General features: G+C 46.7%; 12 protein-coding genes. 5 read left to right on the forward strand and 7 right to left on the reverse strand.

Going from position 1 to position 15,442, the window contains the following annotated elements; translation table 11 throughout:
- The first annotated feature begins 2 nt into the window (after positions 1–2).
- Positions 3–236, forward strand: a complete 234-nt coding sequence (locus ICE93_RS03885; RefSeq protein ID WP_255554477.1) for a sulfurtransferase TusA family protein — start codon at positions 3–5, stop codon at positions 234–236.
- A gap of 65 nt (positions 237–301) precedes the next feature.
- On the opposite strand, the gene galU is transcribed toward ICE93_RS03885, so the two are convergent.
- Together galU and ICE93_RS03895 are read right to left on the reverse strand one after the other, a co-directional pair.
- Positions 302–1,186, reverse strand: a complete 885-nt coding sequence (galU, locus tag ICE93_RS03890; RefSeq protein WP_216185780.1) for a UTP--glucose-1-phosphate uridylyltransferase GalU — start codon at positions 1,184–1,186, stop codon at positions 302–304.
- A gap of 41 nt (positions 1,187–1,227) precedes the next feature.
- Positions 1,228–4,119, reverse strand: a complete 2,892-nt coding sequence (locus tag ICE93_RS03895) for a valine--tRNA ligase (protein WP_216185781.1) — start codon at positions 4,117–4,119, stop codon at positions 1,228–1,230.
- 24 nt (positions 4,120–4,143) lie between these two features.
- Here ICE93_RS03895 and ICE93_RS03900 point away from each other — a divergent pair, with 24 nt between their 5' ends.
- Positions 4,144–6,510: a UvrD-helicase domain-containing protein gene (locus tag ICE93_RS03900; RefSeq protein ID WP_216185782.1), complete on the forward strand. Its 2,367-nt coding sequence runs from the start codon at positions 4,144–4,146 to the stop codon at positions 6,508–6,510.
- A gap of 9 nt (positions 6,511–6,519) precedes the next feature.
- Here ICE93_RS03900 and ICE93_RS03905 read toward each other — a convergent pair whose 3' ends face one another.
- From ICE93_RS03905 to ICE93_RS03915, 3 genes are read right to left on the reverse strand one after another with little or no spacing between them, the layout of a single operon-like run.
- Entirely contained in the window at positions 6,520–7,299 is a 780-nt protein-coding gene (locus tag ICE93_RS03905; protein WP_216185783.1) for a BPSS1780 family membrane protein, read from the reverse strand.
- Positions 7,296–8,270 carry a homoserine kinase gene (locus tag ICE93_RS03910; protein ID WP_216185784.1) on the reverse strand — a complete coding sequence of 325 codons (975 nt, stop codon included), beginning with the start codon at positions 8,268–8,270 and terminating at the stop codon, positions 7,296–7,298. The genes ICE93_RS03905 and ICE93_RS03910 overlap by 4 nt, the downstream gene beginning before the upstream one ends.
- A gap of 32 nt (positions 8,271–8,302) precedes the next feature.
- Entirely contained in the window at positions 8,303–8,677 is a 375-nt protein-coding gene (locus tag ICE93_RS03915) for a hypothetical protein (RefSeq protein ID WP_255554479.1), read from the reverse strand.
- 116 nt (positions 8,678–8,793) lie between these two features.
- Here ICE93_RS03915 and polA point away from each other — a divergent pair, with 116 nt between their 5' ends.
- The 3 genes from polA to ICE93_RS03930 are packed head-to-tail and all read left to right on the forward strand — an operon-like array spanning position 8,794 to position 13,321.
- Positions 8,794–11,619, forward strand: coding sequence for a DNA polymerase I (gene polA, locus ICE93_RS03920; RefSeq protein ID WP_216185786.1), 2,826 nt, complete (start codon positions 8,794–8,796; stop codon positions 11,617–11,619).
- Between the two features lie 47 nt (positions 11,620–11,666).
- Positions 11,667–12,542, forward strand: coding sequence for a dienelactone hydrolase family protein (locus tag ICE93_RS03925; protein ID WP_216185788.1), 876 nt, complete (start codon positions 11,667–11,669; stop codon positions 12,540–12,542).
- Between the two features lie 5 nt (positions 12,543–12,547).
- Positions 12,548–13,321, forward strand: a complete 774-nt coding sequence (locus ICE93_RS03930; protein WP_216185790.1) for a ZIP family metal transporter — start codon at positions 12,548–12,550, stop codon at positions 13,319–13,321.
- Between the two features lie 13 nt (positions 13,322–13,334).
- On the opposite strand, the gene ICE93_RS03935 is transcribed toward ICE93_RS03930, so the two are convergent.
- Positions 13,335–14,165, reverse strand: a complete 831-nt coding sequence (locus tag ICE93_RS03935) for a sulfurtransferase (protein WP_216185791.1) — start codon at positions 14,163–14,165, stop codon at positions 13,335–13,337.
- Between the two features lie 57 nt (positions 14,166–14,222).
- Positions 14,223–15,329: an SRPBCC family protein gene (locus ICE93_RS03940; RefSeq protein ID WP_216185793.1), complete on the reverse strand. Its 1,107-nt coding sequence runs from the start codon at positions 15,327–15,329 to the stop codon at positions 14,223–14,225.
- Positions 15,330–15,442: the final 113 nt, after the last annotated feature.

A 15,442-nucleotide genomic window follows, 5' to 3' on the forward strand; every position in this document is an offset into this window, starting at 1 on the left:
CTATGAATATAGCTTTTAATGCTGAGGTTGATGCGGTTGGCATGAACTGCCCATTGCCGATCTTGCGTACAAAAAAAGCCTTGGCAACGATGCAGTCAGGTGAGGTCTTAAAGATTAAGGCGACCGATGCTGGCGCGGCTCACGACTTTCCGGCATTTGCTAAGCAAACTGGTAACGAGTTGCTAGCAAGCACTACCGAAGGTGATGTCTTGGTGTTTTTTATGAAGCGTAGATAGCGGGTCTCAATCAAAATAAAAAAGGCAGAGATCTCTCTGCCTTTTTTATTTCAGCCAAAAGCAAATTAAGTTAATGAGCGGCTCTTGAGATATGCAGCAAAGTCGGCAGAGACTTCGGGATGGCGCAGGGCAAACTCGACAGAAGCCTTGAGGTAGCCCAGCTTGCTGCCACAGTCATAGCGAACGCCATCATACTCATATGCAAATACGGCCTCTTCCTTGAGTAAAGAGGCAATGGCATCAGTCAATTGAATCTCGCCACCTGCACCAGGCTTGAGATTGCGAATGTGAGTGAAAATATCCGATGAGAGAACATAACGTCCTACCACTGCCAAATTAGACGGAGCATCCTTTGGTTGAGGCTTTTCTACAATACCGTTGAGACGATAAATGCCTTTGGCGACCTCGGCGCCAGAAACGATTCCATAAGAGCTGCTCTTGGCAGGATCAATCTTTTCAACTGCAACTACAGATCCATTTTGCTCTTCAAAGACTTTTAGCATTTGCTTGAGAACTGGAGGCTGGCCATCCAATAAGTCGTCAGCCAAGATGATTGCAAATGGTTCATCGCGCACCAATTTCTCTGCACACAAAACCGCATGACCTAACCCAAGCGCTTCAGGTTGGCGTACATATACGCAATCTACATGGCTTGGCTTAACACTGCGAACGATTTCAAGAAGAGCCTGTTTATTTTTTGCCTCTAACTCGGCTTCGAGCTCATAGGCTTTATCAAAGTGATCTTCAATGGCGCGTTTGCTACGACCGGTAACAAAAATCATTTCAGTAATACCGGCAGCGATTGCTTCCTCAACGGCATATTGAATGAGCGGCTTATCAACCACATTTAGCATTTCTTTTGGGCTAGCTTTCGTTGCTGGCAAAAAGCGTGTACCTAAGCCCGCAACAGGAAAGACTGCTTTCGTAACTGCTTTAGTGCTTAATGGCATATGATTTCCAATCACTTTACGCTTTGTTATTTAGCTGCTATTTATTTCAGACGCTCTAATTGTGCAACAAGCTTCTCATGGTTTTGCTCAAAACCAGCAAGACGTTGTTTTTCTTGGGCAACCACTTCGGCTGGGGCGCGAGCCACAAAGCTTTCGTTGGTTAGCTTGCCCTTCGCTTTGTTGATTTCATTTGCTAGACGCTCGATCTCTTTGCCAAGGCGAATACGTTCGGCGGCAATATCTACTTCAATCTTGAGTAGGAGTTTGATGTCGCCTACCAAGGCGATTGGCGCTCCAGGCGCATCTTTTTCTAGCGCAGATTCATCGCTGTAGATTTTGACCTCAGTGAGCTTGGCAAGTGCCATGAGATAAGGTGCAGCCTTAGTCAAAAACGCTTCTGGACCATAAATCCAGAGTGGTACTTTTTGACCCGGAGGAACTTGCATCTCGCCACGTAGATTTCTGCAGGCATCCACAATCGCTTTAATTTGCGCAACCCACGCTTCGCTTTGCTCGTCGATCTTTTCTGGCTGAGCAACAGGATAGGGCTGGAGTGCAATCGTTTGTTTGGTTTGCTTGGCCAATTCCTTGCCGGACTTCGGACCAACGGTTTGCCAAAGGGTTTCGGTAATGAATGGAATCAATGGATGCGCCATGCGCAAGATTGTTTCTAGAACGCGCAACAGGGTGCGACGGGTAGCACGCTGCTGTGCAGGAGTGCCTGTTTGAAGTTGTACTTTAGCAAGCTCCAAATACCAATCGCAGTACTCATCCCAAACAAATTGGTAAATACTGCTTGCAATATTGTCAAAGCGATAGTTCTCAAAACCTTTAGCTACGTCAGCTTCAGTTCTTTGGAGTTGTGAGACGATCCATTTGTCAGCAGGCGAAAAGTCTAAATAGCCGTCAGGACCGCATTGGTTATCGCAAGGGGCTAGACCATTGGCCTCATCGCTGCTTGAGCAGTTCATTAGAACAAAGCGGGTAGCATTCCAAAGCTTGTTACAGAAATTGCGATATCCTTCGCAACGCTTTTGATCAAAGTTAATATTGCGACCAAGTGAAGCTAAGGAAGCAAACGTAAAGCGTAAGGCATCTGTACCAAATGCTGGAATGCCATCTGGAAACTCTTTTTTGGTCTTCTTGCTAATACTCTCAGCTTGCTTTGGGTTCATGAGACCAGTTGTTCTCTTGCCCACTAGCTCTTCAATCTGAATGCCGTCAATCAAATCGATTGGATCCAAAGTGTTACCTTTAGACTTGCTCATCTTCTGACCTTCGGCATCGCGCACTAGTCCATGGACATAGACGGTATGGAATGGCACTTTTCCAGTGAAGTGGCAGGTCATCATGACCATGCGCGCTACCCAGAAGAAGATGATGTCAAAGCCGGTAACTAGTACAGATGAAGGTAGGAAGTGATTTAAGGCGGGCGTTTCATCTGGCCAGCCTAAAGAGCTAAATGGCACCAGGGCCGAGCTAAACCAGGTGTCCAGAACATCGGGGTCGCGATTCAATTGGCCTTTATAGCCTGCTGCCGCTGCTTTGGCCCTCGCCTCCTCCTCCGAGCGCGCTACAAATATTTGTCCATCATCACCATACCAAGCGGGGATTTGATGGCCCCACCAGAGTTGGCGGGAGATACACCAGTCTTGAATATTTTCTAACCATTGGGTATAGGTATTGATCCAATTTTCTGGGACGAGTTTGATGTCACCCTTGGTGACGGCATCTAATGCTGCGCCAGCAATGGATGAGCCGGGTTGATATTTGTTGTCTGGACTTGGTTTAGACATTGCCACAAACCACTGGTCAGTCAACATCGGCTCAATGATGGTTTGGGTACGATCACCACGTGGCACCATCAACTTATGCGGCTGAACTTTTTCTAGTAAGCCAGCAGACTCTAAATCTGCAACTACTTGTTTACGTGCCGCAAAACGTTCCATGCCTTGATAAGCAGCAGGAGCATTCTCATTAATCTTGGCATCCAAAGTCAGGATGTTGATCATCGGTAGTTGATGGCGTTGGCCTACGGCATAGTCATTAAAGTCATGCGCAGGAGTTACCTTTACAACGCCTGTACCAAAGTTTAAATCAACATAGTCATCTGCAATGATCGGAATTTCACGATCACACAAAGGTAAATTCACAGACTTGCCAATGAGGTGTTTATAACGTTCGTCTTCTGGGTTCACCATCACGGCAACGTCACCCAGCAGGGTTTCAGGGCGGGTAGTCGCAACTGTGAGGTGACCTGAGCCATCAGTCAGCGGATAGCGAATGTGCCACATCGAGCCATCTTCTTCTTCGCTCACTACTTCTAGGTCAGAAACTGCAGTGCCTAAAACGGGATCCCAGTTCACTAAACGTTTGCCACGATAGATCAAACCTTGTTCGTGTAAGCGCACAAATACTTCCACTACTGCTTTGGACATCTTGCTGTCCATTGTGAAATATTCTTTACCCCAATCAATTGATGCGCCTAAGCGACGAATTTGTCTAGTAATCGTGTTGCCAGAAGTTTCTTTCCACTCCCACACTTTTTCTAAAAACTTTTCACGACCTAAATCATGACGAGATACCTTTTGCGCATCAAGTTGGCGTTCAACAACAATTTGAGTGGCAATACCTGCATGATCAGTGCCTGGTACCCATAAGGTGTTTTTGCCAGACATGCGTGCATGACGTACCAAGCCATCCATGATGGTTTGGTTAAAAGCGTGGCCCATGTGCAGGGTGCCGGTAACGTTTGGCGGGGGTAGCTGTATGGAAAAATCACCTTTGCCCTCTTCCATGGTGGCATCGGCAATCCCGCGACGCTCCCACTCTGGACCCCAGTAGGACTCTATTGGAGCAGGTTCATAAGATTTAGCGAGCTCGTCTGCAGAGCTGGCCGCTGGTGAATTAGGGGTATTTGAGGCATTTGGCATAAGAGGCAAATTATAATTGGGCTGATGTACTCAGACTTGCTCGCGAACCTCAATCCAGAACAGCGCGAGGCAGTGACCCTCCCGCCCGTAAATGAAAATGGCCAAGCCCAATCAGCCTTGATTTTGGCTGGGGCAGGGAGTGGCAAGACCCGCGTCCTCACCACCCGTATAGCGTGGTTGATTCAGACCGGCCAGGTATCCCCTATTGGCGTCCTAGCGGTGACCTTTACCAATAAGGCTGCCAAAGAGATGATGTTGCGCTTAAGCGCAATGCTGCCGATTAACACCCGTGGTATGTGGATTGGCACTTTTCACGGATTGTGTAACCGATTATTGAGGGCGCACCATAAAGAAGCGGGTTTGCCATCTACTTTTCAGATTCTGGATACCCAGGATCAACTCTCTGCGATTAAGCGTCTTTTAAAGGGCTTAAAAGTCGATGATGAGAAATATCCTGCCAAACAACTGCAATACTTTATTGCGCATGCCAAAGAGCGGGGCCAGCGGGCAAAAGATTTATCCATTGGCGATGACTTTCAGGCTAAGATGGCGCAACTCTATGGCGCATACGATGAGCAGTGTCAACGTGAAGGCGTAGTTGATTTTGCTGAGCTCTTATTGCGCAGTTATGAATTGCTCAAATACAGCGAGGCAATTCGTACGCACTACCAAGAGCGCTTCCGTCATATTTTGATTGATGAGTTTCAGGATACAAATGCCTTGCAATACGCATGGCTCAAATTATTGTCAGGTCATGATGCAAGTCGTATCAATGTGAGTGGCATGGGCAGTAGTTCAGTTTTTGCTGTCGGCGATGATGACCAAAGTATTTATGCGTTCCGTGGCGCGGATGTAGAAAACATGCGCCTCTACGAAAAGCAATATCACCCGCTCATGGTGAAACTAGAGCAGAACTATCGTTCACACGGCCATATTCTGGATGCAGCAAATCATCTGATCGCTAATAACTCAGAGCGTCTTGGTAAAAACCTGCGCACCGATGCTGGTCATGGCGAGCCGGTCCGAATTTATGAGGCTCCTAGCGATCATGCTGAGGCTGCTTGGCTGGTGGATGAGATTAAAGCTTTGGTAAATAGTGGTATTAAGCGCACTGAAGTTGCATTGCTCTATAGGAGCAATGCACAGTCCCGAATTATTGAGCATGCTTTATTTTCTGCAGGCATTCCTTATCGCGTGTACGGTGGTTTACGCTTCTTCGAGCGTGCTGAAATCAAACATGCGCTAGCGTATTTGCGCTTACTTGAGAATCCGAATGACGATACTTCCTTTTCTCGAGTGGTTAATTTCCCAACTCGCGGAATTGGCGCAAGATCTATTGAGACCCTACAAGATGCTGCCAGAGCGCAGCAATGTTCTTTGTATCTGGCTGCCTCCACACTAGAAGGTAAGGCGGGCGCAGCCCTTAGTGGGTTTGTGCGACTAGTGGATCATATGCGTGAGGCAACTCGTCACAACACCCTGCCAGAAACGGTTGAGTTTGTTATTCAGCATAGCGGCTTGATCCAGCACTATCTTTCTGAGCGCGAAGGACAAGATCGCGTAGAGAACTTGCAAGAATTGATTAATGCAGCAACTGCATTCATTGCCGAAGAGGGTTATGGTCAAGATGCTGCAGCAGCTATGTTGCCAGGTGAGAATGCCCCCGGTGTTGTAGAAGTCTCTCCGCTGGCTGCATTTCTATCACACGCTTCCTTAGAGGCTGGCGATAACCAAGCCCAGGCTGGCCAAGATGCTGTGCAGCTAATGACAGTTCACTCAGCGAAGGGTTTAGAGTTCACCTCTGTCTTTATTACCGGTCTTGAGGAAGGCTTATTCCCGCATGAGAACAGTGTGAGCGAGCAGAATGGTCTTGAGGAAGAGCGTCGCTTGATGTATGTGGCGATTACTCGCGCTAAAGAGCGGCTGTATTTATCGCATACCCAATCACGTATGCTGCATGGTCAGGTGCGCTACAACATGCCTTCCCGCTTCTTGGAAGAATTGCCATCTGATTCATTGAAATGGCTTACGCCTAAAGCAAGAGATGCGCGTTGGGGCGGCGGTAATTCAAGATCTGGCTCTACCTGGCAAGACGGTTATACCCGTCAACGTGAATACGAATCAAATGATTTCTTTGATTCAGGCTCTGAGCGTCAAAAGCCTGCCAAGCGAGTTGGCTCTGCTTCTATGGAAGTGAAAAGACTGGCTTCACCTCCACGCGGAAATTATCCATTCACTATCGGACAAAATGTTTTCCACACCAAATTTGGTGAGGGGCGCGTGACTGGTCTAGAAGGTGTTGATGCAGATGCAAGAGCGCAAGTGAATTTCAAGCGTCACGGCATTAAATGGCTGCAGTTGAGTATTGCGAAGCTTGCTGCGATTGACTGAAGAATTTAGTTAGACAGGCATCACAACTTCATTGTCCGTGAAGCAAGCTTTCCAGGTCGCATAAAAAGAGCAGTGCATCACAGTGAGTCCTGCCATAGAGATGGGTGCAATGATGTACGAGGCTGCTTGTCCTAGATTCATGGCATCAAAGATCATGCCAATTGTTAAAGGAATGGCAATCAGAATGGCGCTCCAAATCGATAAGTACAAAAAGAATGCGGCTTTATTAGCCCAGCACGCTAGGGCGCTTGAAAATAGAGCTTGAGGCACCGACATATCTTCCCATGCAACCAACACTGGTGAAAACCACATCAACATCGCCACCGGCACATACAACATAGCACCAAAGAACAGTACTAAATACACCTGGCGTAGAGCTTCTGGAGTGATGGGCTTGTCACTCGTCATTAGAGGTAGAAGTAATTCAAAGTCAACTAAGAGACTTAAGATAAAGCTCAGCAACACAATCATGGCGGCATATACCAAACCTAATTGCAAAATTCTTTTACGAATCATCTGACCAGACTGTAGAGCCGCTATGTAGACCGAAGGTTTGATGCGCTCTTTTAGAATGGCTTGACGACAAGCCGTCATAAACCCTGCTGATAAGGTTGGAGTTAGGAGTAACACCGCAAAAACACCAATGACTGGGATGATGACTGCCAGCTGTGCAGCAAATACATACATAAAGACGAGCATCAAGAATCCCAAAGGATTCTGTTTGAAGAGCCAAATACCCTGTCTAATCCAGGTATAGCCTTCTTTTGGGGCTACGTAATTGAGTTTCATAGTGAGCGACGACTTAAGAGAATACGTTCGAAGTGTGTGGGATCATGGGGTGTCAGCATTTGTGCATCACGGGGTAAATAAAAATCCCACAATCTAGAAACCCAGAAGCGCAAAGCCGCTGCACGCAACATTAAAGGCCAGCTCGCCAGTTCTTCTTTGGTGAGTGGGCGAACCGATTGGTAGGCCTTCATAAATGAATCTAAGCGTGCGGGATCTAGATCTTGTTTGTTATCAGCAAGACACCAATCGTTAGCGGTTACGGCAATATCGAACAACCATTTATCAGTGCCTGCAAAGTAAAAGTCAAAGAAGCCGCCTAATTGATCTTGAGATACATCCGCCCCCTTTGGATCAAATAAAACATTGTCACGAAACAAATCACAATGACTAGCGCCTTGCGGCAAACTATCATACGTGCCTGATGAAAAGAATTCTTCTTGAGTTTTAAGCTCATGAGTAATGAGTTCTTTTTGCGAAGTATTTAAGTGCGGCAATAGTGAAGGAATCGTTTTTTGCCACCAATCAAGGCTGCGAAGATTCTCCTGGTACTTTGAAAAATCTTTTCCAGCCAAATGCATCTTTGCTAGCATCTCGCCAACTAGTGCGCAGTGATTGGATTCGGGTTGCAATCTAGAAAGGCCTGGAAGCTTGGTAACAATGGCTGCAGGCTTACCTTTAAGGGTGAAAAGAATATCGCCCTGTTTATTTTCAATTGGCTTAGGAACTGGAACGCCTTTGTTTGCAAGGTGGTGCATCAGCTCCAAGTAGAAAGGGAGCTGCTGAGCCGTCAACCTTTCAAAGATGGTTAAAACATATTCCTGCTTCTTACTATCCTTGGTGGTGTCTAAGAAAAAATTTGAGTTTTCAATACCACCATGAATACCGCGTATCTCACTAGCCTGACCAATATTAAAGTCTTGATCAATCCATTGAGCAATGTCCTCAAGCTCGATCGGAGTAAATACGGCCATAAACGAAATTAACTAAATGAGAGAAATGATTTTTATCTGAGGGGGATGCTGATGCTTGGAACGCTAATTAAATCGGTTTCTTTTGGCGGTCCTGGCATTACTGATGTAGGTGGCGCCATTTCATAGCTGGTATAAGGCGTTTTGACATCTACCTGTGTTGGAGCGTTTACATCTTTGTATTCGGTAACAGTGGTTCCGTTTTTATCTTTGTACTGAAAATTGGGTTTGCGTTGCTCTGGAGCATTCATGGCACCAGTTGCGCTCACTGTAGGTGCCAGCGGTTGATTATTAATGCGATTCAATTCCGATTGGCTTAGTGCCTGGCTGTTATTCTGGGCTTGAGCAGAAGTGCTGCTCAAAAATCCAAAAACCACTAAAAAGCTAGTTAAAGCTAGGATTTGACTCATGGAGTGAGTAATTAAGTTCGTTAAATAATGCATTTTTTCACCTTTTTAAGCCTACTCTCGGGCGGTTCCTTAACCAGACCTGTAGGCAATTCACAACTAGATTGTACGATTGCGGTATGACTAAACATAGACTCTTGTTGGTGGACGGCTCAAGCTACCTCTATCGCGCCTTCCACGCCATGCCAGACCTCAGAAATGGGGCTGGAGAGCCCACCGGAGCCATCTACGGCATGGTTAATATGATGCGCAGGGCACGTTCTGAGCTTAAGGCTGACCATATTGCCTGTGTTTTTGATGCAAAAGGCAAAACTTTTCGTGATGAAATGTACTCTGAGTACAAGGCCCATCGCTCGCCAATGCCGGAAGACTTGATCAAGCAGATTGAGCCTATTCATGCCATTGTGAAGGCCTTGGGTTGGCCCGTTCTTATGGTGAGCGGTGTCGAGGCGGATGACGTCATTGGCACTTTGGCTTGCCAAGCCACTCAAGCTGGATGGGAAACCATTATTTCCACCGGCGATAAAGATTTAGCGCAATTGGTAAATCCTTCAGTCACTCTGATCAATACGATGACGAATGAGAAGTTAGATATTGATGGTGTAAAAGAAAAGTTTGGCGTGCCCCCCGAATTGATTGTTGATTATTTATCAATCATCGGCGATGCCGTTGATAACGTGCCTGGCGTTCCAAAAGCAGGGCCGAAGACGGCAAATAAATGGCTAGCAGAATTTGGAAACCTCGATAACTTAATGGCTAATGCCGATCAAGTTAAAGGTGTTGTTGGTGAAAATTTACGCGCTTCACTCGATTGGTTGCCGCAAGCTCGTCAACTTATTACGGTAAAAACAGATTGCGATTTATCCCCACACTTGCCTGGGCTAGACGATTTGCATGCTAAGTCTGAAGATGCGACTTTGCTACGTGAATTATTTGAGCGTTATGCGTTTAAGACCTGGCTGCGTGATGTAGAGAAGCAGCTAACAAGAGCAGAGGATAAGGGTGAGATACCTTCTTTTGATTTGGCGGGAAGCCCAATTACCCCTTCTGAAAATACTGCGAGTGAAGAAAAAAAGACTCGCGTGATTGCAAGTACACCAACCAAAGATTTGTCACAAGAAACTCGCGACTGCCAAGACGCGATAGAGCGAAGCTATGAGTGTGTTGTCGATGAGGCTGGATTAGAGAAGTGGTTAAAAAAGATTGAGTCTTCTAGATTGACTGCGGTAGATACAGAAACTACTAGTCTCGATGCGCTTGCAGCAGAGCTTGTGGGTATTTCTTTATCGGTGCAGCCGGGCGAGGCTTGTTACATTCCTGTTGCACATCGCAACGGTGAGGTGCAACTCGATCGTGATTTGGTATTAGCGCGTATGAAAACTTGGCTAGAAAGTCCAGCGCATTTGAAGGTGGGGCAAAACTTAAAGTACGACGCTCACATCTTTGCTAATTACGGCATCACTTTAAATGGCGTTGCTTTCGACACCTTATTGGAGTCATATGTTCTCGAGTCACATCTGCCACACAATATGGATAGCTTGGCAGAGCGTCATCTAGGGATGAAAACCATTCGCTATGAAGAGGTTTGTGGCAAAGGCGTTCATCAGATTGGCTTTGACCAGGTAGATCTGAAGATTGCAACCGATTACGCGGCTGAAGATGCCGACATTACATTGCGCCTCCATCTAGAGCTCTGGCCCCAAATTCAGGAGAGCGAAGGTTTACTCTACATTTATGAGAAAGTAGAAATGCCTGCCATGCGTGTGCTCGGGGTCATGGAGCGCAATGGCATTCGGATTGATTCAGCATTGCTCGCGAAACAGGGCCAGCAGGTCGGCAAGCGCCTTTTAGAGCTCGAAGGAGAAATCCACAAGCTTGCAGGCCAACCTTTTAATATTCAGTCACCGAAGCAAATTGCTGAAATTCTGTTTGGACAGCTTGAGTTGCCGGTGATTAAAAAGACCCCATCTGGCGCACCATCTACCGATGAAGAGGTCTTGCAAAAGCTTGCAGAGGATTACCCGCTGCCGGCGCGCATATTGGACTATCGCAGTTTGGCAAAGTTGATGTCGACCTACATTGAGAAACTGCCACGCATGGCCGATCCCAAGACGGGTCGTGTGCATACGAATTTTTCTCAGGCTACCGCTGTTACCGGTAGATTAGCCTCAAGCGATCCAAACTTACAAAATATTCCCGTGCGTACTGAAGAGGGCAGGCGTATACGCGAGGCATTTATTCCGGCGGAAGGTTGCAAGTTATTGTCAGCCGATTACTCTCAAATTGAGCTTCGCATCATGGCACATATTGCTGAGGATGAAAATCTCTTGGCCGCTTTTAGGGATGGTAAGGATGTTCACCAGGCGACTGCTGCAGAAATCTTTGGCGTTCCTTTGGATGATGTGAATTCTGAGCAACGCCGCTACGCCAAAGTGATTAACTTTGGTTTGATCTATGGCATGAGTGCATTTGGCTTGGCGGGTAACTTGGGTATCGAGCGATCAGCCGCGCAAAACTATATTGCCAAATACTTCGATCGCTATCCAGGGGTTGCTCAATATATGGAGCGCACTCGTCTCGAAGCTAGAGAGAATGGTTATGTTGAAACTGTTTTTGGGCGTCGCCTTTGGTTGCCTGAGATTAAGGGCTCCAATGGACCTCGTCGCCAGGGAGCCGAACGTGCGGCTATTAATGCACCAATGCAAGGTACTGCTGCAGACCTCATCAAATTAGCCATGATTGCTGTAGAAGATTGGCTTGAAAAAGAGCGGTTAAAAACGAAAATGCTGCTTCAGGTACACGATGAGTTGGTATTTGACGTGCCTTTGGATGAGATTGACCTGCTACAGGCCAAGTTGCCGGATTTAATGTGCCATGTGGCTCAACTGAGGGTGCCTTTAGTAGTTAGCATCGGGATTGGCGATAATTGGGAAGAAGCGCATTAAGAATCGCATCAAGAATAGTGATAAACATGCAAGTGAGGAGACAAAAAATGAGTAAAGAAATTCAAAATAGTCGACGCAATTTTATGAAGACATCAGCCATTGGCGCAACCGCTCTTGGCGTAGGATTTGTAGCGGCATCTGAGCCGGTTATGGCTGCAGCCATTGAAACGGATTTCAAGGGCCTCAAAGTCGGCGAGCAGATGATTCCGGTGGGAAGCTTTCAGATGCCGGCCTATGTATCTCGTCCTGAAAAAGCAAAAGGTGCCTTACCTATTGTGATCGTAGTGAGTGAGATTTTTGGTGTTCATGAATATATTGCTGATGTCACAAGACGTTTTGCAAAAATGGGCTACCTTGCGATTGCCCCAGAATTTTTTACCCGTGCCGGAGATCCTAATACCTACGGAACAGTAGCGGAAATTCAGCAGAATATTGTTGCTAAAACGCCTGACTCTCAGGTTTTGAATGACTTGCAGGCTGCCTTGGTTTGGGCAGGCAAAAATGGCGGTGATCTGAAAAAAGTTGGTGTGACTGGTTTCTGCTGGGGTGGCCGTATCACCTGGTTATCCGCAACTTTGCCGCAAGTTCGTGCTGGTGTAGCCTGGTATGGTCGCGTGATTGGTGAGAAGACTGAAAATAGCCCACGTCATCCTGTCGATATTGCTGCTGATTTAAAGGCGCCAGTGCTTGGTTTATATGGCGCCGCAGATACCGGTATTTCTTTGGAGAGTGTTGAGCAAATGCGCGCCGCATTGGCACAAGCAGCCCCCAAAAATCCTGCTGCCAAAGTATCGATGATTGAAGTGTATCCAGATGCTCCGCACGCCTTCCATGCAGACTATCGCGCTACTTACCGTGAAGGCCCTGCAAAAGATGGCTGGGAAAAGTGCCTGGCTTGGTTTAAGAAAAACGGAGTAGCTTAATTAGCATGTCAGTTTTACAAACCATTCTTCTGGTGACTGCATTAGCAGGTACTGCAAGCGCCCTGGTTGCTGCAAGCTGCTCGTTGGCTGTGCTCGCAAAGATGGTCAACAACATGGTGAGTTTGTCAGTAGGAATTTTGCTGGCAACTGCATTGCTTCATTCCTTACCAGAGGCATTTAGCATGGAAGGCGTAAACCCTCAGCTCTTGTTTGCTACCTTGCTTGCAGGATTGTTGGGCTTCTTCTTGCTTGAAAAAATTGCATTATTGCGTCATGACCATCACCACGAAGGTGATGGTCACCATCACCACCATGGGCATGATGCAGAAAATGCAGGACGTAGTGGCTGGATGATATTGGTTGGCGATGGTATTCACAATTTTGTCGATGGTATCTTGATTGCAGCGGCTTTTATGGCGGATTATCAAGTAGGAATCTTTACTGCTATTGCGATCATTGCCCATGAGATTCCTCAGGAGATCGGCGATTTCATTGTGTTGCTCAATGCGGGATTCTCACGCGCACGAGCCCTGCTCTACAACTTCATCTGTGGCTTAGCAGCGGTTTTTGGTGGGGTTTTGGCATATTTCTTTTTGGAGCGAGCGCATGCAGCAATGCCGTATTTGCTCGTCATTGCATCTAGCAGCTTTATTTATATTGCAGTGAGTGATCTGATTCCGCAAATGCACCGTCGCCCACATTGGGTTGAGTCATTGCGCCAAACAATTTTGATTGCTTGCGGCGTAGGGTTTGTTGTCCTGCTCTCTCTGCTGCATTAATACAAAAATACATTTAGAGCTCAACCGGCCTTTTGGGGTCAGCACACCATTCACTCCAGCTGCCCGCGTAAAGACGTGAACCTTTAAATCCAGCCAGTTCCATAGCCAGAAGATTATGGCAAGCAGTCACTCCGGATCCACACTGGTGAATGATTTCAGATGCTTTTGTTGTACCAAGACTTTCTGAAAATTCTTTAAACAATTGCTCCGGGGTTTTAAAAGCAGTGGCATTGAGATTATTTTTAAAGAAGCGATTCATTGCTCCCGGTATATGCCCACCTACGGGATCTAGTGTTTCGTTTTGACCATGGAAGCGATCTTCAGATCTCGCATCAATAATTTTATTTTTCTTTGTTTCTAGATTGGCTTCAACCTCATCGACTAAAACCAATCCTGCATAAGGCATTGGTGCAATGGCTTGATTACAGGGGGTTGGTGCTCTGGGTATGGATCCCATAGGACCATTCCAGGCATCTAAGCCACCATCTAAAACGCGAACATTGGCATGACCGGTTGATTTAAGCATCCACCATAGGCGGCTTGCGTATACGGAGCCTTGTTTGTCATAGGCAACCACTAATGTGTTTGGGCTGATGCCTAGTCGGGCTTTTGTTTTGGCCCAAGCTTCTGGGCTTGGAAGGGGGTGACGACCGTTGGCGCCAGTTTTATCGCCTGATAAATCTTTATCTAAATCGATATAAATCGCGCCCGGGATATGACTTTCTCCGTAAGATTTTCTGCCAATCAAAGGATCGACTAAATCAAAACGGCAATCACAGAGCAAGACGTTCTCGCCACTGTTAATGATTTCTTCTAACTGGTTAGCTGAGATCAGAGGAGTCATGATGCTTCCTATCTTTAGTGACGAGAGAATTAGATAAAGCCGTAATACCTTATTTGATTATGCGCCCTTGAAATTCATGACGCGGCGATACCATTCATGAAAATGTTGCATACCATCTTCCATTGGACTTTGATATGGGCCCACCTCATTAATGCCGCGAGCTAAAAGAGCGGCGCGTCCTTGATCCATGCGCTCTGCGATTTCATCATCCTCGATGCATGTTTCCATGTAGGCGGCACGTTCCGCTTCAACAAACTCGCGCTCGAAAAGAGCAATTTCTTCGGGATAGTAAAACTCGACAATGTTGCGAGTTTTGCCTGGACCCATTGGATGTAATGTTGACACGCAGAGGACTCCTGGATACCACTCCACCATCACATTGGGATAGTAGGTAAGCCAGATAGCGCCATGGCGCGGGGTTTTACCGTCAAATTGACGCAGCACCGCTTCGTGCCAATTGCGATAGGTTGGTGAGCCTGGGTTCTGTAGATCTTTGTGAATACCAACTGTTTGTACGCTATGCCAATCGCCAAATTCCCAACGTAGATCTTCGCAAGAAACAAACTTGCCTAAGCCTGGATGAAATGGCACGACGTGATAGTCCTCGAGATACACTTCAATGAATGTTTTCCAGTTGTAATTGCACTCATGCACTTCTACATGATCCAAAATATAACCATCAAATTTGAGATCGTCAGCTACACCAAGTTTTGTAAGATCAGTGCGAACATTGCGTGGACCTTCAAACAATAAACCTTGCCAATTTTGTAAAGGAGATTTACCAAGATTCAGACAAGGCTTATCTTCAAAGTGTGGGGCGCCCAATAGATTGCCACCCAAATCATAGGTCCAGCGATGTAATGGACACACAATATTGTCTGCTTTGCCGCGACCATTGAGCATGAGTGCCTGGCGATGACGGCAAACATTGGAAAGTAGTTCAACACCAGATTCATTGCGAACGAGGATGCGACCTTCGTTTTCTGCGCTTAAGGTTTGATAGGAGCCAACTTCAGGCACCATGAGTTCGTGGCCAACATAGCCAGGACCCCGCTTAAAAAGCAGTTCAATTTCCCGCTGATACAAGTCAGCGTCAAAATATGCCGAAACCGGCAGTTGTAAATTGGACGGCGCAAGCTGCTGCGCGGTAGCCAGATTAGTCATTCTCCCCACCCCCGAAAACGTCAGCCGAAGCTAAGCGGAATAACCAATCCAACCATCGACGGATCGATATTGGAAAGGAAGGGATGGATTATACCCATCCAAAGGGCTTCTCG

It is taken from the genome of Polynucleobacter sp. MWH-HuK1 (assembly GCF_018881815.1).
GTDB lineage: Bacteria > Pseudomonadota > Gammaproteobacteria > Burkholderiales > Burkholderiaceae > Polynucleobacter.

Bases quoted from the DNA above. Each gene is read 5' to 3' on its own strand.
- ICE93_RS03885 (WP_255554477.1), top strand. From the start codon at position 3: ATGAATATAGCTTTTAATGCTGAGGTTGATGCGGTTGGCATGAACTGC.
- galU (WP_216185780.1), bottom strand. From the start codon at position 1,186: ATGCCATTAAGCACTAAAGCAGTTACGAAAGCAGTCTTTCCTGTTGCG.
- ICE93_RS03895 (WP_216185781.1), bottom strand. From the start codon at position 4,119: ATGCCAAATGCCTCAAATACCCCTAATTCACCAGCGGCCAGCTCTGCA.
- ICE93_RS03900 (WP_216185782.1), top strand. From the start codon at position 4,144: ATGTACTCAGACTTGCTCGCGAACCTCAATCCAGAACAGCGCGAGGCA.
- ICE93_RS03905 (WP_216185783.1), bottom strand. From the start codon at position 7,299: ATGAAACTCAATTACGTAGCCCCAAAAGAAGGCTATACCTGGATTAGA.
- ICE93_RS03910 (WP_216185784.1), bottom strand. From the start codon at position 8,270: ATGGCCGTATTTACTCCGATCGAGCTTGAGGACATTGCTCAATGGATT.
- ICE93_RS03915 (WP_255554479.1), bottom strand. From the start codon at position 8,677: ATGAGTCAAATCCTAGCTTTAACTAGCTTTTTAGTGGTTTTTGGATTT.
- polA (WP_216185786.1), top strand. From the start codon at position 8,794: ATGACTAAACATAGACTCTTGTTGGTGGACGGCTCAAGCTACCTCTAT.
- ICE93_RS03925 (WP_216185788.1), top strand. From the start codon at position 11,667: ATGAGTAAAGAAATTCAAAATAGTCGACGCAATTTTATGAAGACATCA.
- ICE93_RS03930 (WP_216185790.1), top strand. From the start codon at position 12,548: ATGTCAGTTTTACAAACCATTCTTCTGGTGACTGCATTAGCAGGTACT.
- ICE93_RS03935 (WP_216185791.1), bottom strand. From the start codon at position 14,165: ATGACTCCTCTGATCTCAGCTAACCAGTTAGAAGAAATCATTAACAGT.
- ICE93_RS03940 (WP_216185793.1), bottom strand. From the start codon at position 15,329: ATGACTAATCTGGCTACCGCGCAGCAGCTTGCGCCGTCCAATTTACAA.